The 20027-nt window shown below is 63.0% G+C and carries 22 protein-coding genes and 1 pseudogene; 4 read left to right on the plus strand and 19 right to left on the minus strand.

All coding sequences use genetic code 11. The features are described from left to right. Nucleotides 1-4: 4 nt before the first annotated feature. Nucleotides 5-895: a helix-turn-helix transcriptional regulator gene (locus A3728_RS10160; RefSeq protein WP_067922970.1), complete on the plus strand. Its 891-nt coding sequence runs from the start codon at nt 5-7 to the stop codon at nt 893-895. Continuing rightward, on the plus strand, nt 892-1953 hold the full coding sequence (locus A3728_RS10165) for a 3-hydroxyacyl-CoA dehydrogenase family protein (RefSeq protein WP_067922973.1): 1062 nt from the start codon (nt 892-894) through the stop codon (nt 1951-1953). The genes A3728_RS10160 and A3728_RS10165 overlap by 4 nt, the downstream gene beginning before the upstream one ends. A 62-nt stretch (nt 1954-2015) precedes the next feature. On the opposite strand, the gene A3728_RS10170 is transcribed toward A3728_RS10165, so the two are convergent. From A3728_RS10170 to hmgA, 6 genes are all read right to left on the minus strand, one after another. After that, nucleotides 2016-3683, minus strand: a complete 1668-nt coding sequence (locus A3728_RS10170) for an ABC transporter substrate-binding protein (protein ID WP_067922977.1) — start codon at nt 3681-3683, stop codon at nt 2016-2018. A 503-nt stretch (nt 3684-4186) separates the two neighbouring features. After that, nucleotides 4187-4399, minus strand: a complete 213-nt coding sequence (locus A3728_RS10175; RefSeq protein WP_067922985.1) for a DUF2783 domain-containing protein — start codon at nt 4397-4399, stop codon at nt 4187-4189. After that, the gene (locus A3728_RS10180) at nt 4396-5997 is read right to left on the minus strand and encodes an FAD-dependent oxidoreductase (protein ID WP_067922991.1); all 1602 of its coding nucleotides are present in this window, start codon (nt 5995-5997) and stop codon (nt 4396-4398) included. Before A3728_RS10180 ends, A3728_RS10175 begins: the two co-directional genes overlap by 4 nt. Before the next feature lie 22 nt (nt 5998-6019). Continuing rightward, nucleotides 6020-6970: an MBL fold metallo-hydrolase gene (locus A3728_RS10185; RefSeq protein WP_067922994.1), complete on the minus strand. Its 951-nt coding sequence runs from the start codon at nt 6968-6970 to the stop codon at nt 6020-6022. 99 nt (nt 6971-7069) lie between these two features. Continuing rightward, a complete protein-coding gene (gene fahA / locus A3728_RS10190) occupies nt 7070-8320 on the minus strand; it encodes a fumarylacetoacetase (protein WP_067922997.1) in 1251 nt (416 codons plus the stop codon). A gap of 37 nt (nt 8321-8357) precedes the next feature. Further along, complete coding sequence (hmgA, locus tag A3728_RS10195) at nt 8358-9722, minus strand: homogentisate 1,2-dioxygenase (protein ID WP_067923000.1); 1365 nt, start codon at nt 9720-9722, stop codon at nt 8358-8360. A gap of 104 nt (nt 9723-9826) precedes the next feature. Between hmgA and A3728_RS10200 the strand changes: the two genes are divergently transcribed. Then, the gene (locus A3728_RS10200; RefSeq protein ID WP_067923002.1) at nt 9827-10729 is read left to right on the plus strand and encodes a DMT family transporter; all 903 of its coding nucleotides are present in this window, start codon (nt 9827-9829) and stop codon (nt 10727-10729) included. Here A3728_RS10200 and A3728_RS10205 read toward each other — a convergent pair. From A3728_RS10205 to rplS, 3 genes are all read right to left on the minus strand, one after another. After that, the gene (locus A3728_RS10205; protein ID WP_067923005.1) at nt 10713-11522 is read right to left on the minus strand and encodes a division plane positioning ATPase MipZ; all 810 of its coding nucleotides are present in this window, start codon (nt 11520-11522) and stop codon (nt 10713-10715) included. The genes A3728_RS10200 and A3728_RS10205 overlap by 17 nt on opposite strands. A gap of 219 nt (nt 11523-11741) precedes the next feature. Beyond that, the gene (gene rpmE, locus A3728_RS10210) at nt 11742-11963 is read right to left on the minus strand and encodes a 50S ribosomal protein L31 (protein WP_067923015.1); all 222 of its coding nucleotides are present in this window, start codon (nt 11961-11963) and stop codon (nt 11742-11744) included. A gap of 5 nt (nt 11964-11968) precedes the next feature. Then, nucleotides 11969-12358: a 50S ribosomal protein L19 gene (gene rplS, locus A3728_RS10215; protein ID WP_067923018.1), complete on the minus strand. Its 390-nt coding sequence runs from the start codon at nt 12356-12358 to the stop codon at nt 11969-11971. A gap of 316 nt (nt 12359-12674) precedes the next feature. Here rplS and A3728_RS22310 point away from each other — a divergent pair. Beyond that, nucleotides 12675-13250, plus strand: a pseudogene (locus A3728_RS22310) (SDR family NAD(P)-dependent oxidoreductase); the annotation flags it as partial. A gap of 219 nt (nt 13251-13469) precedes the next feature. Here A3728_RS22310 and trmD read toward each other — a convergent pair. The 10 genes from trmD to A3728_RS10260 form a co-directional block, all read right to left on the minus strand. Then, nucleotides 13470-14270, minus strand: a complete 801-nt coding sequence (gene trmD, locus A3728_RS10220) for a tRNA (guanosine(37)-N1)-methyltransferase TrmD (RefSeq protein ID WP_067923022.1) — start codon at nt 14268-14270, stop codon at nt 13470-13472. Beyond that, complete coding sequence (locus tag A3728_RS10225) at nt 14267-15052, minus strand: hypothetical protein (protein WP_067923025.1); 786 nt, start codon at nt 15050-15052, stop codon at nt 14267-14269. Before A3728_RS10225 ends, trmD begins: the two co-directional genes overlap by 4 nt. Beyond that, a complete protein-coding gene (rimM, locus tag A3728_RS10230; protein ID WP_067923028.1) occupies nt 15052-15573 on the minus strand; it encodes a ribosome maturation factor RimM in 522 nt (173 codons plus the stop codon). Before rimM ends, A3728_RS10225 begins: the two co-directional genes overlap by 1 nt. Next, nucleotides 15570-15710 (minus strand): hypothetical protein, encoded by a 141-nt coding sequence (locus A3728_RS23080; RefSeq protein WP_201722128.1) that lies wholly within the window; start codon nt 15708-15710, stop codon nt 15570-15572. The genes rimM and A3728_RS23080 overlap by 4 nt, the downstream gene beginning before the upstream one ends. Before the next feature lie 8 nt (nt 15711-15718). Next, nucleotides 15719-16348 carry a 5,6-dimethylbenzimidazole synthase gene (gene bluB, locus A3728_RS10235; RefSeq protein WP_067923031.1) on the minus strand — a complete coding sequence of 210 codons (630 nt, stop codon included), beginning with the start codon at nt 16346-16348 and terminating at the stop codon, nt 15719-15721. 16 nt (nt 16349-16364) lie between these two features. Continuing rightward, nucleotides 16365-16751 (minus strand): 30S ribosomal protein S16, encoded by a 387-nt coding sequence (gene rpsP / locus A3728_RS10240; protein ID WP_067923033.1) that lies wholly within the window; start codon nt 16749-16751, stop codon nt 16365-16367. Nucleotides 16752-16762: 11 nt separating this feature from the next. After that, nucleotides 16763-17065: a chorismate mutase gene (locus A3728_RS10245; RefSeq protein ID WP_067923036.1), complete on the minus strand. Its 303-nt coding sequence runs from the start codon at nt 17063-17065 to the stop codon at nt 16763-16765. Further along, complete coding sequence (locus A3728_RS10250; protein ID WP_067923039.1) at nt 17062-17583, minus strand: GNAT family N-acetyltransferase; 522 nt, start codon at nt 17581-17583, stop codon at nt 17062-17064. Before A3728_RS10250 ends, A3728_RS10245 begins: the two co-directional genes overlap by 4 nt. Further along, the gene (gene ffh / locus A3728_RS10255; RefSeq protein WP_067923042.1) at nt 17580-19076 is read right to left on the minus strand and encodes a signal recognition particle protein; all 1497 of its coding nucleotides are present in this window, start codon (nt 19074-19076) and stop codon (nt 17580-17582) included. Before ffh ends, A3728_RS10250 begins: the two co-directional genes overlap by 4 nt. Nucleotides 19077-19373: 297 nt before the next feature. Continuing rightward, nucleotides 19374-19958, minus strand: coding sequence for an FMN-dependent NADH-azoreductase (locus tag A3728_RS10260; RefSeq protein ID WP_067923045.1), 585 nt, complete (start codon nt 19956-19958; stop codon nt 19374-19376). Nucleotides 19959-20027 lie beyond the last annotated feature (69 nt).

The raw sequence follows: 20027 nt of genomic DNA on the forward strand, positions 1-20027 counted from the left end.
CGATATGTCTGACAGCACCCGAGACCGGGATACCGGCGCCGAACTGATCGCACGCCTTGCCGCGCGGGTCGCCGAAGCGAGGAAGGCGCGGGGGCTGCCACGGCGCGTGCTTTCCGAACTTTCCGGTGTATCCCCGAGGTACCTTGCCCAGTTGGAAGCCGGGGAAGGAAATATATCCATCCGACTTCTGGAACGGGTCGCTACGGCGCTGAACCTCAAAGTCGAAAACCTCATCGCGGAAGAACTGCCGATGGATCATGATGTCCAGCGGCTCGTCGCGCTTTTCCGTCAGGCCCCGGACGACGTTCAACAGCGTGTGCGTTCGATCCTTGCGCCCGAAAACCCGAAGCTGATGCGGGCGGGCCGAATCTGTCTGATTGGCCTGCGGGGCGCGGGTAAATCGACATTGGGGCGGATGGCCGGCGAGGCGCTGAAAATTCCCTTTGTCGAACTCAACAAGGACATAGAGGCCCATAACGAGATGCCCCTCTCGGAGATCATGGCGCTCTACGGGGAAGAGGGCTACCGGGAGATGGAGGCCGAGGCGCTGGAGCGTGTCAGCGCCCGGCACGATCGGATCATCCTTGCCGTGGCGGGCGGTATCGTCGCGGAAAAGACGACCTATGCGCGGCTGCTTGAACGCTTCCATACCGTCTGGCTGAAAACCAGCCCGGCCGAACATATGCAGCGCGTGCGTGCGCAGGGCGATGTCCGCCCCATGCAGGGCAACCCTGCCGCGATGGCGCAGCTTAAATCCCTGCTCGAAGGCCGCAAGCCGCTTTATGAAAAGGCCGAGGCGCAGTTGAACACCTCCAACCGGACGGTGCGAAGCTCTCTCAACGATCTGCTGGCTATCGTCGCGAGCCGGGGGTTCCTCGACCGCGGCGAAGGATGAAGGCAACAGGTTCGCCGCAGGTCGTTCTCTGCGAGGCGGGGGCGGGCGCGGCGCCCTTCATCGATGCGCTGCTGTCCAACGGTATTTTAGTGACCGTGCAGGAAGAAGACGCCACCACGTTGGAACGTGTGGCAGATGGTCTGAAGGGTCGTCTCAAAGGGCCGTTGCCGGAGTTTGTCGATAGCTCCGCCCGTTTTGCCAAGGATGCCAACGTGATTGCCGCGCCTTCGGCCCTTGGCTGGGTGCCCCAACCCCCCACTGCCGTCTTGGCCGAACCCATCACGGTGGGCGGGGCGGGGCCCCTTTACCTCGATCTTTCGGCTTTCCCGCTGGTTGAACTTTGCGCGGTGGGGAGGGAAGGGGCCGCGGGAGAGTTGCGGGCCATATTGGCCGCCTCTGGCGCCCAGATCCTGTCGGCCCCGGCAGGTGCCCTCTTTCCCGGCAGTCGCCTGCAAAACCGGATGGTTGCCATGGTGGAGGCATTGCTGATGGCAGGCGCCGCCCCTTGGGATATCGACGAGGCGCTGGAAGCGGCGGGTTGGTCACCCGGCCCCTTGGCCCTGCAGGACGGGCAGGGCCTTGATGGCACGCTTGCACGTTGGCGCGCCGGGGGAGGGCACCGGCATACGATATTGGAACGCATGGTGCAGGAAGGCCGCCTTGGACGCGCGGTCGGGGTCGGCTGGTATCGGTATCCCGGCGGGGGCGGTGCGGTGATCGACCCCCTGCTGGAAGACATGATTGAGGAAGAGGCGCGGTTTGCCGGCCACAGGCGGGGCGACATGACCGCGCCCTGTATCGTGCAAGCGGTCACGCTGGGACTGCTGGCGGAATTAGTTGAGATTTTTGAGGCAGGGATGGCGGAGCGGATGCTTGACCAGCTTGTAGGCGCGAAGACCGGCTACGGCCCTTCGGGTAAAGGCCTTTGCGCTGAAGCAAAGCGCATGGGGCAGGCAGAGATGGCGGAGGCCTTGGCCGCTTTGCGCGGGCGCTTCGGATCGGCATGGGAACTTCCGGCAGCGCTCCGCAGCACGGGGGAGGCGCGGCTGTTCCGGTAGGAAGTGACCCGAACCAAAAAGGCCGCCCCGAAGGGCGGCCTCCATTCGCTGGTTCGGTTCGATTACATCGTCCACGCCATGCGGGCGGGGTGGTATTCAAAGCCGATGTGGTGGCCTGCGCCAACCAGACCTTCCTTGGTGTGGTTGTAGAGCGAGCGCCAGTAGGGCTGAATCGTGACCCCGGAGTTCTGGATCATCGCTTCGCCTTCGGCCATCAGTGCGCGGCGCTTCTCAACGTCGGCTGTGGCAAGTGCTTTTTCCAGCAAGGCGTCGAATTCGGGGTTGGACCAGCCGAATTCGTTCCACGCTTCACCCGAACGATAGGCAAGCGCCCAGATCTGCACGCCAAGGGGGCGCGCGTTCCAGTTGGTGGAGGAGAAGGGATATTTCGTCCAGTCGTTCCAGAAGGTGGAACCGGGCAGGATCGTGCGCTTCACCTTGATACCTGCATCGCGCAGCTGTGCCGCAACCGCGTCGGTCGTGTCCTTGCGCCAGGCGTCGTCGATGGAGAAGAGCTCATGCTCGAAATCGGCCATGCCGGCTTCTTCCATGAGCGCCTTCGCCGCCGCCGGGTCCACCGTACGGGGTTCGAGTTCCGCGTATTCCGGATGCATCGGGCCGACGTGGTGGTTTTCCGCCACGATACCGCGACCGGCATAGCCCAGTTCGAGCAGAACCGCGTTGTCCACCGCCATGGTGAGGGCGCGGCGCACGCGCTCGTCCTCGTAGGGGCGCATCCCGTCCACTTCGGCCAGCTGGTTCGGCCGGATGACGATGGTTGCAGCCGACGCGATGCTGTTTTCGACCCAGCCGTCCAGCGTGCTCATGATGTCGATGTATTCGCCTTCCATGGAGTAGAAGGCATCGACCTCATCCGCTTCGGCGGCCGCGATCCACGCAGAGGGGTCGGTGCCGTAATCGATATATTCGAGCCGGTCGATATAGGGTCCGCCGAAGACTTCGGTGCCCCACCATTCAAAGCCCTCGTTGCGGACCAGAACGCTCTTCACCCCGACTTCGAGCGACTCGGGCAGATAGGGGCCGGTGCCGACGGGATTTTCCAGCATGTTATCGGCATCGAAGCCTTCAGGTACGATGGCCGCGGGATAGTCCGCCATACCGGGAACAAGCGTGATGTCAGGGCGCGGCAGCATCAGCTTGACGGTGTGGTCATCCACGACCTGAATCGCCCCTTCGATGGCCTTGCCGGTTTCCTCGTCGATCAGCGTCGCGAAACGCCCGGCCATGGAGTTGCCTTCCACGTCCTTCTCGCACCAGCCTTCGATGTTGCGCGCAACGTCGGCGGCGGTGAAGTCGGAGCCGTCGTTCCACTTCACGCCCTTGCGGACGTTGAGCGTGTATTCGGTCGCGTTATCGTTGATTTCCCAGCTCTCCAGCAGGGCAGGGGTGAATGTGCCGTCGTTTTCCCAGATGGCGAGGTATTCCAGCCACCCGCGGGAGAAGTTTGCGATCTGCGACCAGTCATAGGTGCGCGGATCCTTCAGCGCGCGTACTTCCATCTGCATGCGGACGGTGCCGCCTTCCTTGTGGGCTGCGGCCTGAGCGGGGGCCGGCATGCCGATCATGGCATAGGCGGTCGCCGTGGTGGCGCCGAACGCGCTGGCAAGGGCCAGGAATTCGCGGCGGTTCACTGGGTCTTTCTTCGCAGCTTCCGCCGAGTCGATGACCGACTGGGGCAGCGGTTTGCCGGTGCGTGTCAGAAATGTCATGTTCTTCCTCTCTGTTACGATGCCGAAGTACCGGCACATGCGACGACCGCCTTCGGAAGCGGTGCCAGGTGACGCAGTTGTCCTGCTGTTGCAAGCAATCCCCTTGGGGGTGCCGCGCGATAGTCAAACACACGGACCACGCGCGTCAAGCCCATCGGCCCCAGATGTGAGACTGCGTGTATTATCAGGGGCGTGTGCGATTTGCCGGTTGACGGGGACTGACCCGCTGTGACGCGGGGGCAGAGATATGGGGAAAGGCGTGCTGTGAAAAAGAAAATACGCGGGTCATCGGGTAAGTAATTGTAATTATTAAAATATTATTGGTGTGCCGGCGAGGCGCTAGCAAATACGCCCATCAGCGCAGAAGCAGGGTAAAGATGAGACCCGGCATCTCGTTTCCAATATGTCGATCACTCCGCGCGGACCGCTAGCACAGTTCCCTTACGTCACTTTTAAGAGACCGAAGCACAATACCGACCTATGAGCCGGTGAGGTGACCGAATCTAGATTTCTCGACGGTCCGTTGCAAAGCCCATGTCGCGGGCTGCAGCGAAAAGCTCGCGCAGGCGTGTTGCATCCCCGACTTCGTTGGAAAGCAGCAAGACGAGCCGGGCGTTGAGCGCGTGGCTATGTTCGGCGCTCAGGCCCTGATGCGCCTTCATCAACGCTTCGTAAACCGCGTCCCCCGCGGGGCCGAGCCTGTCTTCTTCGGTCATAGGAAGCCTCCTTTCGCACGGGCCAGAGCCTCTTTCACCTCTTCAACCTGTGGTGTGTCGAAGAACGCACAGACATGTCCATCCGGGCGCAAGAGATAGGCGCCCCGACCGTATCGCTGTTCCACCAGCCCTTCGGTATCTTCCACCTCCGCGCCGCTGCCTCTGGGCCCGACGATAACAGATTCCAGGCCCGGCACTTCGGGGAGCACGGCGCCCCCGACGCCCAGCAGAACAAAGCGTCCTTGCAGCGCCTCGATCAGCCAGCGACACCCGTTTTTGCCGACCACCGGGGCATCCGGCATCGCGCTACCGGGCGCTATGGGCGCCTCCCCCCGGGTTTGCAGGGGGCGGCCATCGAGGCTGCAGGGCTGAGATAACCGGCCCGAATTGATGAGCCGCCGGGCAAAAGGTTGCGTTTCGGCGAGGCGCAGTACCTCGTGGCGGAGAAGCGCTTCCATCTCCGATTTCGGCGTCATGAAATTGGTGGCGCGGCCCGAATGGAGGATGTTTTCGCGTGCCCCGTGGCGGCGCTCGTCATCATAGCTGTCCAGCAGGGCCGACGACGCCTCTCCCTTCAGCACCAGCGCCAGTTTCCAGCCTAGGTTGTCCACATCTTGAATGCCGCCGTTTCCGCCACGCGCGCCGAAGGGACTGACAACATGGGCGCTGTCGCCGACAAAGATCACCCGCCCATGAACGAAGTTGTCCAGCATGGCGCAGCGGAAGCGATAGACGCTCATCCAGTCGAGCCGAAAGGGCGTATCGCCGACGATGGCCCGGATACGGGGCAGAACCCGTTCCTCCGTCGCCTCCACCTCCGGGTCCGCGTCGGGGCCAAGCTGCAGGTCGATCCGATAGATGTCATCGGGTTGCTTGTGCAGCAGCGCGGATTGCCCTTCGTGAAAAGGCGGGGCGAACCAAAACCATCGTTCCGGGCGGTCGGCGACGGCAAAGGGGCTTTGGGGCATTTCGACGTCCACGATCAAAAAGCGTTCCTCGAAGGACTGACCTTCGAAAGGCAGGGCCATCCGGCTGCGGGTTGCGCTGCGGGCCCCGTCGCAGGCGAGGTACCAATCCGCTTCCAGCGTATAGTCGCCATCAGGGGTTTCGATGATCAGTTCGACGTGATCGCCGCGCTCCGCATGGTCTGTCACCCTGTTGCGAAACCGCAGATCGATGAGGTCGGGAAAGGCATGCGCCCGTTCGAGCAACATGCGTTCCACATGGTACTGCTGAAGGTTGATGAAGGCCGGGTATTTGTGCCCCGTCTCGGGCAGAAGGTCGAATTCCCAAACCTGCTTTTCGCCGTGAAACAGGCGGCCCACCTGCCATGTGACACCCTTTGCCAGCATGGTTTCGCCCACGCCCAGCCTGTCGAAGATTTCAAGCGTGCGTTTGGCCCAACAAATCGCGCGGGACCCGACGGAGACGGTATCGCCGTCATCCAGAACCACGCAGCGGATACCCTGCTGGGCCAGATCGATTGCAATGGAAAGGCCGACGGGTCCGGCGCCGACGATTACCACCGGATGGCGGGGTTCAGGCGCCCCAAGGCCGGGGGGCGGGGTGTAGGGATAGGGCGGGTACCGGTCGGTCATCTCTCACACCTCCCCGTTCCGGTTAGTCCTGAAGGGAGGCCCACATCTCGCGGTCACGTTCTGCCGTCCAAATGCGGGGCGTGTCGATGCCTTGGGCTTCGTCATAGGCACGTGCGACGTTGAAGGGCAGGCAGTGTTCGTAGATGGCGTAATCACCGAACTTCGGATCGCATTCGGCGCGCACCGCGTCGTAGGCTTGTTTGAGCGAGCCGCCCCGCAGTGCCACCCGCGCGGCAGGCCGATAGGTGGAGCGGATGAAGTCGGCCGTGGAGTCGATGGCGGCGTTGACCTGATCGCGACCGACAAGCGCATCGCCGCGCCCGGGGGCGATGGCGTCAAGGTCGAAGGCACGGATGCGTTCCAGCGTCGCGGGCCAGTCGCCAAAGTGACCGTCCCCGCAATAGCAGGCAGAGTGGTATTCGACGATATCGCCGGTGAACATCACGTTTTCGTCCGGCACATGGATGACCGCATCGCCCGCTGTATGGGCGCGGCCCAGTTGCATAATGTCGACGCGGCGCCTGCCAAGGTAGACGGACATACGCCCCTCGAATGTCGTTGTGGGCCACGTGAGGCCGGGAATGCTTTCATGGCCTTCGAAAAGCCGCGGGAAGCGTTCGAATTCGCTGTCCCAATCCTGCTGACCACGTTCCGCCACCATGGACCGCGCACGGTCCGACATGATGATCTGATGGGCATTGTAGGCCGAGGCCCCCAATACCCGCACAGCGTGATAATGCGTCAGCACGAGATGGCTGATCGGCTTGTCGGTGACCGAACGAACGCAATCGATCACCTTGCCCGCAAGCCGCGGGGTTGCCTGCGCCTCTACGATCATGACGCTGTCATCCCCGATAATGACGCCGGAATTTGGATCGCCTTCTGCGGTGAAGGCGTAAAGACCTTCGCCTACTTCGGTGAAGGAGATTTTCTTTTCAGTGAGGTCGGCTTGGGAGGCGAATTTGGCAGCCATTGTTAAACCTTTCGAATGTCGGTGCCGGAAGAGTCGTAGGGAGCCTCCGGCGGGGATTTTGGGCCATTTGGAAATGACCGTCGAGCGACCTGTATCGGCTCAGGGCCAGTCGAGCGCGGGCAGGACGGCGCCTGCGCAGGCGCCGAAACCGATCCGGTAGCCGTCGCCGGAGGCATGACCGGTCAGGATGAGCGTATCGCCGTCTTCGAGGAAGCTGCGGGTTTCCCCGTTCTGCAGTTTCACCGGGGTCTTTCCGCCCCAGGACAACTCCAGCAGGCAGCCGCGTGCATCCTCCTCCGGCCCGGACACCGTGCCGGAGCCGAGCAGGTCGCCCGCGTTCATCGCACAGCCCGAGGACGCGTGATGCGCAAGTTGCTGGGCGGCGGAGTAATACATCTGGTCGTAGTTCGTGCGCGCGATCACTTCCTGCTCCCCGCCTTCGGGCTGCAGGATCACGCTCAGTTCGATGTTATAGATCATGGGGCTGGGTTCCTGCAGGTAGGGGAGCAGGGCGCGTTCCCGGTCGGGTGTCGGGGCGCGAAAGGGCTCCAGCGCGTGGCGCGATACGATCCAGGGGCTGATGGAGGTGGCGAAGGCCTTTGCCTGAAACGGACCGAGCGGCTGGTACTCCCACGCCTGTATGTCCCGCGCGGACCAATCGTTCAGCAGAACGTAGCCAAAGATCATTTCATCCGCTTCCGCGACGGTGAGGGGCTGGCCCATTTCAGTCGACGTGCCGACGACGGCGCCCAGCTCAAGCTCGAAATCGAGGCGCTGGGAGGGGCCGAAGGAGGGGCTTTCATCCGGCCCCTTGATCTGGCCGTTGGGCCTGCGGATATCCGTGCCGGACACCACCACCGTAGAGGCGCGCCCGTTGTAACCGATCGGCATGTGCAGCCAGTTGGGGGGCAGGGCGTTTTCGGCCCCGCGGAACATCGTGCCGACGTTTGTGGCATGGTGTCGACCTGCATAGAAATCGGTGAATTCGCTGACCACGAAGGGCAGGTGCAAGCGTACTTCGGACATCGAGATGAGGTGACCGGCGACCTGGGCCTGTTCGGGGGCGTCGGCGGCAAGCAGTTCGGTCAGCCGCTCGCGGAGCGCGGCCCAGCGGGAGGGGCCAAGCTCCATCACGTCGTTCCAGCAGGGCACGTCGAACACCGGCTCATCGCCCAGGCTGATCAACCCGTCTTCTTCCAGTGCTGCCATGTCCAGCACCATATCGCCGATGGCCACCCCGCACCGCGGTTCGAGGCTGTTGGTGGAAAAGACCCCGTAGGGCAGGTTGTTGAGCGGAAAATCGGTATCGGTGCTGTTGGCGCTTTCCACCCAGGACGGGAGTAATGTCATCGTTTTTCTTGCCTTTGCATCAGGGCGAGGGCGGCGTTCATTTCTTGCCCGGTGTGCCGTCGAATTTCTTTTCCAGACTTTCCCAGCAATCGATGTAGTCATCCTGCAGGGGCGCCTCGCGCGCGGCGAATTCCGTGAGGTGCTGCGGAAAGCGGGTTTCGAACATGAAGGACATCGTATCGGCCAGTTTCTGCGGTGCGAGCTCTGCATTGGACGCGCCCTCAAACGCGGTCTTGTCCGGCCCGTGGGGCAACATCATGTTGTGCAGGGACATGCCGCCGGGGACGAAGCCCTTGGGCTTGGCATCGTACTGGCCGTAGATGTTCCCCATCAGTTCGGACATGACGTTCTTGTGGTACCATGGCGGGCGGAAGGTATCCTCCGCCACCATCCAGCGGTCTCGGAAAAGGACGAAATCGATGTTAGCGGTGCCTTCGACGCCCGAGGGGGCGGTCAGCACGGTGAAGATCGACGGATCCGGGTGGTCGAAGAGAACCGCACCGACCGGGCAGTAGGTGTTGAGGTCGTATTTCACCGGGGCGTAGTTTCCGTGCCACGCGACCACGTCCAGCGGCGAATGACCGATACGTGTCCGGTGGAACTGCCCGCACCATTTGATGGTGACGGTTGACGGGACCTCGCGGTCTTCGAAGGCGGCGACAGGCGTCTTGAAATCGCGCCGGTTCGCCATGCAGTTGGCCCCGATGGGGCCGCGGGCGGGCAGGTGGAATTTCTGGCCGTAGTTCTCACAGACGAAACCCCGGGCCGGTCCTTCGATGACCTCCACCCGATAAACAAGGCCGCGCGGAATGATCGCGATTTCCTGCGGGGCAATCTCCATCACGCCCAGTTCAGTGCAAAAGCGCAGGCGGCCTTCCTGCGGCACGATCAGCAACTCGCTGTCGGCGGAATAGAAATAGGCGTCCTCCATCGAGGCGGTCACGAGGTAGATATGGCTGGCCATGCCGACCTGCGTGTTCACGTCCCCCGCCGTCGTCATGGTGCGCATGCCGGTGAGCCATGTCAGTTCCTCTTCGCTATGGGGTACCGGATCCCAGCGATATTGCCCTAGGCTGGTGACATCCTGCGGCATGTGGGGCGCGGATTTCCAATAGGGCAGCTCGATCCTTTCGTAGCGATGGGAATGATGGACAGACGGTCTGATGCGGTAGCACCACGTCCTTTCGTTGGCGTGTGAAGGCGCGGTGAAAGCCGTTCCCGATAGCTGTTCGCCATAGAGGCCATAGTTGCATTTCTGGGGGCTGTTCATGCCCTGAGGCAGGGCGCCGGGCAGCGCCTCGGTTTCGAAATCGTTGCCGAAGCCGGACATGTAGCCTCTGTTCAGGGTCGCCCCGTCGCCGGGTGCCTGGGCTTCTTTCAGTCGGGTATCAAGGGTGTTCATGGTGCAACCTCCCGTCGGTTGAGATCGGTGTAATAGTTGGTTTTGTAACTAACAAGGGTTTGGCAGGGCTTTACACGGCACCCGCTTCGGGGCACCGCTGGGACATGTCGGACCAGTTGCGCGGATTGATCATCACATTTTTCGGGGTGCTATTCGTCGTTCCCGACTCCCTCTTCGTACGTCTGATTGACGCGGATGCGCTTACGATCGCCTTCTGGCGTTTGCTCCTTGCCGGTGGCGGTACGGCGGTCTGGCTATTGCTGCGCAAGGGGGCGACCCCCTTTGCCGCGCTATCCCGGACCGGTCGTTACGGCGTGATCTACGTCGCTGGAGTGGGAGCGAGCGGGGTTTTCTTTGTCGTGGCGGTCAGCCTGACCTCGGTCGCGAACGTGGTATTCATCATCGCCTCACTGCCCGTCTTTGCCGCGATTTTCAGCAAGGTGTTTCTGGGTGAGCGGTTCAGCCCGCGCATGATGATGACCTGTGCCGCTGTTCTGCCGGGGCTTGCCGTGATCGCTTATGGATCCGGCGAAACGGAAGGGGCCAGCCTGAAGGGCGATCTGTTGGCGCTGGGCGTCTCGGCCTGTTTTGCCGCCGCCCTCACGGCGGCCCGGCGTGTGCGGAACACATCCATGGTTCCGGGTGTCGCGGTTGGCTATCTGCTGGGAGCAGTGGCGGTCCTGCCCTTTGCGGCGCCCTTTTCCGTACCATCGGGGCAGGTGGCGCTGGTCTTGGCGCACGCGGGCTTCATCCTCGCCAGTTCGGTGCTGCTGGCGCAGGGGCCGCGCTATATTACCTCGGCGGAAGTGGGGTTGCTGGTGCTGCTGGAATCCGTCCTCGCCCCTCTGTTGGCGTGGATGGTGATAGACGAAAATCCGGGCGCCCACGCGGTATTGGGAGGCATGATCGTGATCGGGGCCTTGCTGGTATCGAACATCGTGGCATTGCGCCGTGAAAGGCGCAGGAGGGCTACAGCGGCGCCGGGGCCGTTCAGAAATCCACGGTGACGCCGGGCAGATCGAGCGCCTTCATCAGGTCGCGCAGTTCCTGCCGTGCTGCCACGTTGGAGATGTTGAGCTGTTTGACCCCGATATCGAGCAGGTCCAGCAGCGTCAGGCCGCGCGGAAAAAGCTCCCGAAAAATGACACGTTCGTTGAAGCCGGGCGCCACGCGAAAGCCGATGCGCTTGCTGAGGTTCGCAAGGGCGCGTTCCATCTTTTCCTTGTTGACCATCCGCTGCGCCCCCATCCGGTTGCGCACGACGATCCAGTCGATTGCCGCCAGCCCGGCCTGTGCCCGCAGTTGACGCGCATTCCAGACCATTTCGGAATAGACCGAAGGCCCGGTGATCTTCTCGCCTGCGCTATCGGTATGGGCCAGCAGATCGAAATCCACGAAGCTGTCGTTCAGTGGTGTGATCAGCGTGTCGGCCAGCGAATGTGCCACCTGGCTGAGACGGGTGTGCGAACCGGGGCAATCGATCAGGATGAAATCGTTGGAAGGTTCCATCGATGCCACGGCGGCACTGAGCCGGTGATCGTAGATGTTTTCACCCGGCCGCAGGGTTTCCGGCGCGATCTCGGGCAGTTCGCATAAGGTCGGACTGGGCAGGTCGAGGTTGGCGCTGGCGAGGAAGCTTTTCCGGTTTTCGATGTAGCGCCCGAAGGTTCGCTGCCGCAGGTCGAGATCAAGCGCACTGATCTTGTGCCCCATCCGGGCGAGGGCGGTCGCCACATGCATGGAAACGGTCGATTTGCCTGCACCGCCCTTTTCGTTCCCGACGACGATGATATGCGCCATAGTTTGTCCCTTGGTGACCCGCGGTTGATCCGCGGGCGCTCTTTATCGGCAACTCTATGTTGCGGCTGTCATTTTGAAAAGCGCCCCAGCCCGTGAATTGACGCGGTGGGGGCGCATTTGTCACGTTTTGAGCCGGGGTCCAGACTCCACCGTGGCCTCAAACCGAAACAGGCGCCGCCCGGTGGGGCGACGCCTGCGCATTCTTCAGGTCGGTGCGGTTCAGAAGCCGAGGCCGGCGTACTTGCTCTTGAACTTCGAAACGCGACCGCCGGTGTCCATCAAGCGGGAGGTGCCGCCGGTCCAGGCCGGGTGCACCGAAGGATCGATATCCAGCGACAGCTGGTCGCCTTCCTTGCCCCATGTCGACTTCATCTTCACGACGGTGCCGTCGGTCATCTTGACGTCGATCATGTGGTATTCGGGATGTGTATCGGCTTTCATCGGGCTTATCCTTTCGCGTCGGCAGCCGCTTTGGGCTTGTAGTTTGCGTTCTCGGTGATGCGGGCGGATTTGCCCCGGCGGCTGCGCAGGTAGTACAGCTTCGCACGGCGCACACGACCGCGGCGCACGACGGTGATGCTGTCGATATTGGTCGAATGCAGGGGGAAGACCCGCTCCACGCCTTCGCCAAAGCTGATCTTGCGAACGGTGAACGAGCCGGCGATGCCGTGGCCGTTGTTGCGCGCGATGCAGACGCCTTCGTAATTCTGTACCCGTGTGCGTGTGCCTTCGGTAACCTTGAAGCCGACGCGTACGGTGTCTCCGGCGCGGAAATCAGGAATTTCCTTGCCCAGTTCGGCGATTTGTTCCGCCTCGATCTCTGCGATCAGGTTCATCTGACCTACTCCTTGAATTGCTCGTGGTGTTCCACGAAGTTATTGCGCGACCCAGAGCTTCGGGTACTGTCGGTGCCACCCGTGGGGGCCCGCCGAAGGTATCGTCGTCCTTGCTTGTTCTCGATCCGCGCACAGCGGAAAGCACCGGAGGCGACGTGCGACTCCGGATCGGCGCTCTATAGGCAGGAACGCCGTGGCGATCAAGAGGAGTCTTGGCAGACGCTTCGGGCGCCTGACGTGGCGTTGGCCGGAAAGGGGCATTGTGCCTCAGGCGCGGCGCATTACGTCGGGTCGCAAAGATCGAAAGGAGATCTCCATGGTACGCAAGACCCCCGGAACCGCGCTCGTCACCGGTGCCTCCTCCGGCATCGGACGTGAATTCGCCCGCTATCACGCCTCCAAGGGCGGGGCGGTTATTCTGACCGCACGGCGCGAGGAGGCGCTGGAAAGCCTCAAGGCCGAGATCGAAGAGCGCCACGGGGTGGACGCCCATGTCTTCGCGCTCGACCTCGGGGCGGCGGGAGGTGCCAAAAAGCTCTATGACGCGGTGAAAGCCGCAGGGCTGGACGTGGATATCCTCATCAACAACGCGGGTTTCGGCGGGCATGGCGCGCATCTTGACCGCCCGCTTGAAGACGAACTGGCGATGATCGACCTCAACGTGAAGGCGCTGGTCGAACTGACCCACCGGTTCGGGCAGGATATGGTCGCAGGCGGCGGCGGGCACATCCTGAATGTCGGGTCCACCGCTGGCTTCATGCCCGGTCCGATGCAGGCCACATATTTTGCGACGAAGGCTTTCGTCAAATCCTTCAGTCAGGCCATCGACCATGAAATGCGCCCCAAGGGCGTCAATTGCACGGTGCTCGCCCCCGGTTACGTCGAAACCGAATTTGCAGACCGCAGCGATCTGAACGGCACCGATCTGGTCAAGGGCGGGGGTGCCAGCGCAGAAAGCGTCGCCCGCCATGGCTACGACGCGATGATGAAGGAAAAGCTGGTCACCGTGAACGATCCGAAGCTGAAAATCGCGGTCGACTGGATCATTCCGATGCTGCCGCGTCGTCAGGTGTTGAAGATGGTCAAGGGCATGCAGACCAAGGAGGGGCAGTCAGCCTTCGGGGGTGTCCTTTCCGTGGCGTTCCCAAAGGTCAGGGCGCCGCTCCCGGGTCAGTTCCTCGGCCCGGGCGCGGCGCCAGCGCGCAACCTCGGCATGGTTGCCGGATGTCAGCACGGGTGGAATCTCTCGGCCTTCCCAGACGGCGGGGCGGGTATATTGCGGATGTTCCAGAAGGCCTGCGGAGTGGCTTTCCTCGACCGTGCTTTCGGCGTTGCCCAAAACGCCGGGAAGAAGCCGGACGGTTGCATCGATCATGGCCTGAGCGGCCAGTTCGCCGCCGGTCATCACGAAATCACCCAGGCTGACCTCGGTTACGCCGAAATGCTCCAGCACACGTTCGTCCACGCCCTCGAAGCGCCCGCAGAGCATCGTGGCCCCCTGCGCCGCCGCCAAATCACGGGCCATCCCCTGATCGAAGCGCCGCCCGCGCGGCGACATATAGAGCACAGGCCAGCGCCCAGACGCGCGGCTTCCGGCTTCCTGCAGGGCGGCGCCCACGACATCGGCGCGCATGACCATGCCCGCGCCCCCGCCCGCCGGGGTGTCATCCACGTTCCGGTGCCGCCCGACCCCGTGTTCGCGCAAATCGATGGTATGCAGTCCCCACAGCCCATCCGACAGGGCGCGCCCGGTGAGGCTGAGGCCGAGTGTGCCGGGAAACGCCTCGGGGAAGAGCGTGACAACCTGCGCGTGCCAGACATCGCGGGGCAGGGCGGTTTCCGCCATCAGATCCCGCGGCTTTGCGTTCGCCGCCACGCTCTTGCGCCCGTGGGAGCGGTTCATGGCGGTCATTGGGCAGCCCCCTGCAGAAGCGCTTTCTTCGCGGCACGCCGGTCTTCCGAGTCCTCGATCCGCCGATTGATGCGCAGCAGTTCCTGCAGGGTATCCGCATCGGGGCGCTTGTTCTGAGGTGCCACCGGTTCGACGGCCGCGATCAGTTCATCAGGCAAGTCGCACAGCCGCAGCAAATCACCCGCCGGTCCCAACGGGTCATCGGCGCAGTCTTCCAGCCGGGTCACGTGAACGGGGCAGGGAACACGGCTCGCGATTTCGGCTGCCATGTCATCCAGCGCGGGAGCTTGCGGGTATAGTTCGGCAAAGCGCTCGTAATCCATGGTCATGTCAGAGCTTTTGACGTGTTCCCAATAGGCGGAGGCGCGCCATTCCGCGGCGTCGCGTGTCGTCAGATAGATCATGATGTCAGCCGCGGGGAAACGCCGCGCCGCGATGTCGCGCAGAACATAAAGCAGTTCGGGTGCCGCCCCGTAATCGGAGAGATCGCCCCGGCCCGGCAGATGGCCGCAAAGCTCCTCCGCCGATAGGATCAGGCTGCGGCGCGGCATGCCGGGCAGATCGTCGAGCAGGGCGGCAAAGCGGTCTTCGACCTTGATCATCGTCAGTGGATCGCGCCAGGTGGAATATCCCCGTGTCGCATGCAGAAGGTCGCGCATCTGGGCGCGCAGGCGGATCGCCACATGCTGTTTGAGCGTGGCGCGGTTCGTTCGCAGGATCGCCTGCACCGTCTTCGTTCCGGTCTTGTGAAAGCCCGCATGCAGGATGATCCGGCGCGGCATCAGTCCTCGTCCGGCCCGGGCAGGACACCCAGCGGCGGATCGGCGATGATGCGCCCTGCCGAAAGGTCCACGGTAGGGACGGCGCTGCGGGTAAAGGGCAGGTAGACCGTGGCGGAGCTTCCGGCCAGCTGGAGTTCGAGCAGATCGTCCGCGCCGTGGTTCTGCACCGTCCGGACTTTGCCGATGAGGGTGCCGCCGGTGTCGTATACCTCCAGCCCGATGAGATCGGCGTGGTAGAATTCATCGTCCGGAAGCGATGGCAGATCGCCCCGTGCTGCATAGAGGTCGACGCCGCGCAACGCGTCCGCCTCTTCCTTGGTCGACACTTCGGCGATACGGGCGGCGAAGCCGTTCTTGATGGGGCGCAGGATGGCCAGGGCAAAGCTGCGCGCTCCTGCCGCATCCGTGAGGGGGCTGTAGGTTTCGATATCCTCCGGATTGGCGCAGAAGCTCTTCACGCGCACTTCGCCCCGCACCCCATAGGCGCCGGCGATGGCCCCCACGCACACCCTGTCCGTCATTGCAAAAGCTCCGAGCCCACGCAGATCGTGCCGGTCCACTGGCCTTCGCCCGCGCTGCATTCGCCCCGCATGAGCGAGCGTTCGAAGAGGACGCCCATGAAGAAGCCGACCGCCATTACCATGATCATTATGCCCATCCGCAATATCATCGCTCCTCGATCCGCAGGGCGGGGGCGCGCGTCTCCCATCCCTTGGTTTCAAGTTCCGGGGTCAGGGATACATCCTGTGGCCAGCCAAGGCAAAGATAACCGATCAGTTTCCAGTCTTCCGGCAGGTCAAGATCCGCTGTCAGCCGGTCGGGATCGAGGATCGAGACCCAGCCCAGTCCCAGACCATGGGCGCGGGCGGTCAACCACATCAAATTGATCGCCCCCACAACGGAATAGCGCCGCATCTCGGGCATGGTGGCGGCCCCCAGCCCGTGGCCCTTGGTGGTCGCGTCATCGCAAAAAACGGCGAGATGTTCGGGCGCGTCCCGCAGACCGGCGAGTTTAAGCGAGGCATAGCGTTCCGCGCGCTCCCCCTCATAGCCCGAAAGCGCCTTGGTATTGGCATCGAGGAAATTGGCGAGTGCTGCATCCCGCGCGGATTGCGAGCGCACCTTCACGATGCGCCACGGTTCGGACAATCCTACGGAGGGGGCAAGGTTGAACGCGTCAAGGCAGACATCCAGCAGGGCCGGGTCCACCGGATCCTTGCGGAAATGGCGCACGTCGCGCCGCCAGCGCATCAGGTCGTGCAGCCCGGCACGGAAGTCTTTCGAGAACCGCTCCATGCCGGGCCTTTTGGTCTTATTCCGCGGAGTCGTCAGCAGCGGGTGCCGCTGCGGCTTCCTCGGCAGCGGCCTTCTTGGCGGCTTTCTCTTCGGCGCGTTCCTGCGCCTTCTTGCCGGGCTTGGCGCGGTTGGGGTTGTTGCGCTCGGTCTTTTCACGAACGCCGGCAGCTTCCAGCATGCGTGCAACGCGGTCGGTCGGCTGGGCGCCCTTGGAAATCCATTCCTGGATTTTCTCGACGTCCATCTTCACGCGGTCTTCGCTGTCCTTCGGCAGGAGCGGGTTATATGTGCCCAGCTTCTCGATGAAGCGGCCATCACGCGGCATGCGGCTGTCGGTGGCGACGATCCGGTAGAAGGGGCGCTTTTTGGAGCCGCCGCGGGCGAGACGAATTTTCATTGCCATGGTAGATATCCTTAGGTGTCTTGTTGCTGAGATTTGTGGTGCTGAATGACTTCAGCGATGATGAAGTTCAGGAACTTCTTGGCGAATTCGGGGTCCAGATCGGCCTCCTTCGCCAAATCTTCGAGCCGCGCGATCTGGGCCGCTTCGCGGCTGGGATCGGACGGGGGAAGGTCGTGTTGGGCCTTGAGCTTGCCGACGGCCTGCGTGTGCTTGAACCGCTCACCCAGGGTATAGACGAGGATCGCGTCCAGCCGGTCGATACTGGCGCGGTGGCCTTTGAGCAGCTCGGCGGCGCGGGTCACAGGATCGGTCATGCGGCCTCCTTGGGGTGGCGGTGGATTTCCACGGGCTGGCCATGCAGGGTGCCGTCGCCTTCGTGCACCGCGCCCAGCCGGGCCGCCAATGCGCGTGATCGGGTGTTGTCCGGCGCGATATAGCTGATCACCCCATCGAGACCCTGGTTGGTAGCCGCATGGCTGCGTGCCGCGCAGGCGGCCTCAAAGGCGAGGCCGCGGCCTTCGAACCCGTCAAAGACATGCCAGCCGAGTTCGGGCTCATCCCAACCTTCGTTAAAGATCATGCCGACGCGGCCCGCGGTCGCACCGGTCTCGCGCTCTTCGAGCATCCACATGCCATAGCCGCGCAGCATCCAATGACCGAGTGTAGCAAGGAAACCGCCCCACGCCCGGGGCCGCGAGTAAGGGCCACCTATCCATTGGGCGCGGTCAGACGCGCCGAAGGCCGCGAAGGCCTCGAAATCCGCCTCGCGCGGGGCGCGCAGGATCAGGCGCTCGGTCTTGATGACCGGGATATCCACGACCGCGCGTGTCACTTCTTCTTCCCGAACCCCGAAAGGCCGGGGGGCAGGCCCATGCCGCCGCCCATACCGCCAAGCCCGCCGGGTAGCTTGCCGCCCATCTGCTTGGCCGCGGCTTCCAATGCCTTCGGGTCCATCTGGGACGGGTCCATGCCGCCCTTGCCCATCATGCCCTTCATCGCCTGCTTGAGCATGCCGCCTTTACCCATCTTGCCCATCTTCTTCATCATGTCGGACATCTGGCGGTGCATCTTCATCAGCTTGTTGAGTTCGGAGACCTCAAGCCCCGCCCCCTTGGCGATACGCTTCTTGCGGCTTGCCTGAAGAAGCTGCGGATTGGCGCGCTCCTTCTTGGTCATGGACTGGATCAGGGCGATCTGATGCTTGAGTATCTTGTCGTCGAAGCCCGCGTCCTCGACCTGTTTGGCCATTTTGCCCATGCCGGGCATCATGCCCATCATGCCCTGCATGCCGCCCATCTTGATCATCTGTTCAAGCTGCATTTTCAGGTCGTTCATGTTGAACTGACCCTTGGCCATGCGCTTCATCATCTTCTCGGCCTGTTCGGCCTCGATCGTCTGCTGTGCCTTTTCGACCAGTGCGACGATGTCGCCCATGCCGAGGATACGGCCCGCGATGCGCTCGGGCTCGAAGGTTTCGAGCGCATCCATCTTCTCGCCCAGACCGACGAATTTGATCGGTTTGCCCGTCACGGCCCGCATGGACAGCGCAGCACCGCCGCGGCCGTCGCCGTCCATCCGGGTCAGGACCACGCCGGAGATGCCGATGCGCTCATCGAAGTTCTGCGCGGTATGCACCGCGTCCTGACCGGTGAGTCCGTCCACTACCAGCAGCGTTTCGCGCGGATTGGCGACATCGCGGACCGCTTCGACCTGCGCCATCAACTCTTCGTCGATCGACAGGCGGCCCGCGGTATCGAGCATGTAGACGTCGTAACCGCCCAGCCCCGCCTGCGTCTTGGCGCGTTTGGCGATGGCCACTGGGTCTTCGCCTTTTACGATGGGCAGCGTATCAACGCCGATCTGCTGCCCGAGAATGGCGAGCTGTTCCATGGCAGCGGGGCGGTTCACGTCGAGCGAGGCCATCAGCACGCGCTTGCCGTCGCGGTCTTTCAACCGCTTGGCCAGTTTCGCCGTTGTCGTCGTCTTGCCGCCACCTTGCAGGCCGACCATCAGGATCGGCGCTGGCGGATTGTCGATCTTCAGGGCGCCGGGTTCGCCTTCGCCGGTCAAGGTATCAATCAGTGCGTCGTGCACGATCTTGACGACCTGCTGGCCCGGCGTGATCGATTTGGTCACCGCCTGCCCGGTGGCCTGATCCTGCACCGCTTTCACGAAATCGCGCGCCACGGGCAGCGAAACGTCGGCTTCCAGCAGGGCGACCCGCACTTCGCGCAATGCGGTTTTCACGTCCTCTTCGGACAGGGCGCCCTGCTTGGTGAGGCGGTCGAATACGCCGGACAGGCGTTCGCTCAGGTTCTCGAACATGGGCCTATGCCCCCTCTGGTCGGTTGCGACCCAACCTATCTAGGAAGGATCGCGTTGTGTCGCAAACCCGCCCCCGGCCCGTGCCGAAGAGACGAAACCAACTGGTTTCGCCCCCACGGGCGTAACACGCTGGTGGGGGGCGATCCCCGCGCCGGGCGGGGACCGGAAGGCGATGCTCCCGGAAGTCGGGTTGCCATACGCAAGCAGGCATCAAGAGTCAACGGCCCCGACGCAGGCGCGCCGGGGCCGTCAAACGGAACTGTATCAGCGGGAGCTTCGCCCCGCCTAAAGCGGATGTCAGGCGGCGGCCTTGAGTTCGCCAATCTGTTCATGCGCCTTGGCCACGGTGCCTTCGGCGTCCTGTGCCAGCGCGTCGGCGGCGACGAAGGTCACATCCGTGATGCCCATGAAGCCGAGAATGAATTTCAGGTAGCCGGTGTTGAAGTCCATGTCGGACCCGATTGGCGTTCCGCCGGAGGCCATGGCGACGATCGCGCGCTTGCCTTCCAACAGGCCTTCGGGGCCATTCTCGGTATAGCGGAAGGTTTCGCCTGCCCGCGCCACAAGGTCGATCCATGCCTTGAGCGATGCGGGCACGGTGAAGTTATAGACAGGCGCGCCGAGCACGATGGTATCGGCGGCACGCAGTTCCGCGATCAGTTCATCGGATTGCTTGAGCGCCTCTTTCTGTTCGTCGCTGCGGCCTTCCGCCGGGGCGAAGTTGGCCTGCTGCCACGTGTTCGTGATCTGGGGCAGGGGAGTGCGCGCGAGGTCCCGGACGGTGACGTCGGAATCGCCCAACTGCTCCACGATCTTGTCCGTGAGATCCCGGGTAACGGATGTCTCGGTATTGGCGGAGGAGTCGATGCGAAGAATGGCCATGTAAGGTTCCTTTCAATGGGTGCTGTTGTCTGTTGTTAGCCAAAATGGTTCTTGCATCGGCAAACACAA

The organism is Sulfitobacter sp. HI0040, from assembly GCF_001634885.1.
In the GTDB taxonomy this organism is placed as follows: domain Bacteria; phylum Pseudomonadota; class Alphaproteobacteria; order Rhodobacterales; family Rhodobacteraceae; genus Sulfitobacter.

What these genes read in the sequence shown, in the direction of transcription:
- A3728_RS10160 (WP_067922970.1), top strand. Translation starts at nt 5, where the DNA reads ATGTCTGACAGCACCCGAGACCGGGATACCGGCGCCGAACTGATCGCA.
- A3728_RS10165 (WP_067922973.1), top strand. Translation starts at nt 892, where the DNA reads ATGAAGGCAACAGGTTCGCCGCAGGTCGTTCTCTGCGAGGCGGGGGCG.
- A3728_RS10170 (WP_067922977.1), bottom strand. Translation starts at nt 3,683, where the DNA reads ATGACATTTCTGACACGCACCGGCAAACCGCTGCCCCAGTCGGTCATC.
- A3728_RS10175 (WP_067922985.1), bottom strand. Translation starts at nt 4,399, where the DNA reads ATGACCGAAGAAGACAGGCTCGGCCCCGCGGGGGACGCGGTTTACGAA.
- A3728_RS10180 (WP_067922991.1), bottom strand. Translation starts at nt 5,997, where the DNA reads ATGACCGACCGGTACCCGCCCTATCCCTACACCCCGCCCCCCGGCCTT.
- A3728_RS10185 (WP_067922994.1), bottom strand. Translation starts at nt 6,970, where the DNA reads ATGGCTGCCAAATTCGCCTCCCAAGCCGACCTCACTGAAAAGAAAATC.
- fahA (WP_067922997.1), bottom strand. Translation starts at nt 8,320, where the DNA reads ATGACATTACTCCCGTCCTGGGTGGAAAGCGCCAACAGCACCGATACC.
- hmgA (WP_067923000.1), bottom strand. Translation starts at nt 9,722, where the DNA reads ATGAACACCCTTGATACCCGACTGAAAGAAGCCCAGGCACCCGGCGAC.
- A3728_RS10200 (WP_067923002.1), top strand. Translation starts at nt 9,827, where the DNA reads ATGTCGGACCAGTTGCGCGGATTGATCATCACATTTTTCGGGGTGCTA.
- A3728_RS10205 (WP_067923005.1), bottom strand. Translation starts at nt 11,522, where the DNA reads ATGGCGCATATCATCGTCGTCGGGAACGAAAAGGGCGGTGCAGGCAAA.
- rpmE (WP_067923015.1), bottom strand. Translation starts at nt 11,963, where the DNA reads ATGAAAGCCGATACACATCCCGAATACCACATGATCGACGTCAAGATG.
- rplS (WP_067923018.1), bottom strand. Translation starts at nt 12,358, where the DNA reads ATGAACCTGATCGCAGAGATCGAGGCGGAACAAATCGCCGAACTGGGC.
- trmD (WP_067923022.1), bottom strand. Translation starts at nt 14,270, where the DNA reads ATGACCGCCATGAACCGCTCCCACGGGCGCAAGAGCGTGGCGGCGAAC.
- A3728_RS10225 (WP_067923025.1), bottom strand. Translation starts at nt 15,052, where the DNA reads ATGCCGCGCCGGATCATCCTGCATGCGGGCTTTCACAAGACCGGAACG.
- rimM (WP_067923028.1), bottom strand. Translation starts at nt 15,573, where the DNA reads ATGACGGACAGGGTGTGCGTGGGGGCCATCGCCGGCGCCTATGGGGTG.
- A3728_RS23080 (WP_201722128.1), bottom strand. Translation starts at nt 15,710, where the DNA reads ATGGGCATAATGATCATGGTAATGGCGGTCGGCTTCTTCATGGGCGTC.
- bluB (WP_067923031.1), bottom strand. Translation starts at nt 16,348, where the DNA reads ATGGAGCGGTTCTCGAAAGACTTCCGTGCCGGGCTGCACGACCTGATG.
- rpsP (WP_067923033.1), bottom strand. Translation starts at nt 16,751, where the DNA reads ATGGCAATGAAAATTCGTCTCGCCCGCGGCGGCTCCAAAAAGCGCCCC.
- A3728_RS10245 (WP_067923036.1), bottom strand. Translation starts at nt 17,065, where the DNA reads ATGACCGATCCTGTGACCCGCGCCGCCGAGCTGCTCAAAGGCCACCGC.
- ffh (WP_067923042.1), bottom strand. Translation starts at nt 19,076, where the DNA reads ATGTTCGAGAACCTGAGCGAACGCCTGTCCGGCGTATTCGACCGCCTC.
- A3728_RS10260 (WP_067923045.1), bottom strand. Translation starts at nt 19,958, where the DNA reads ATGGCCATTCTTCGCATCGACTCCTCCGCCAATACCGAGACATCCGTT.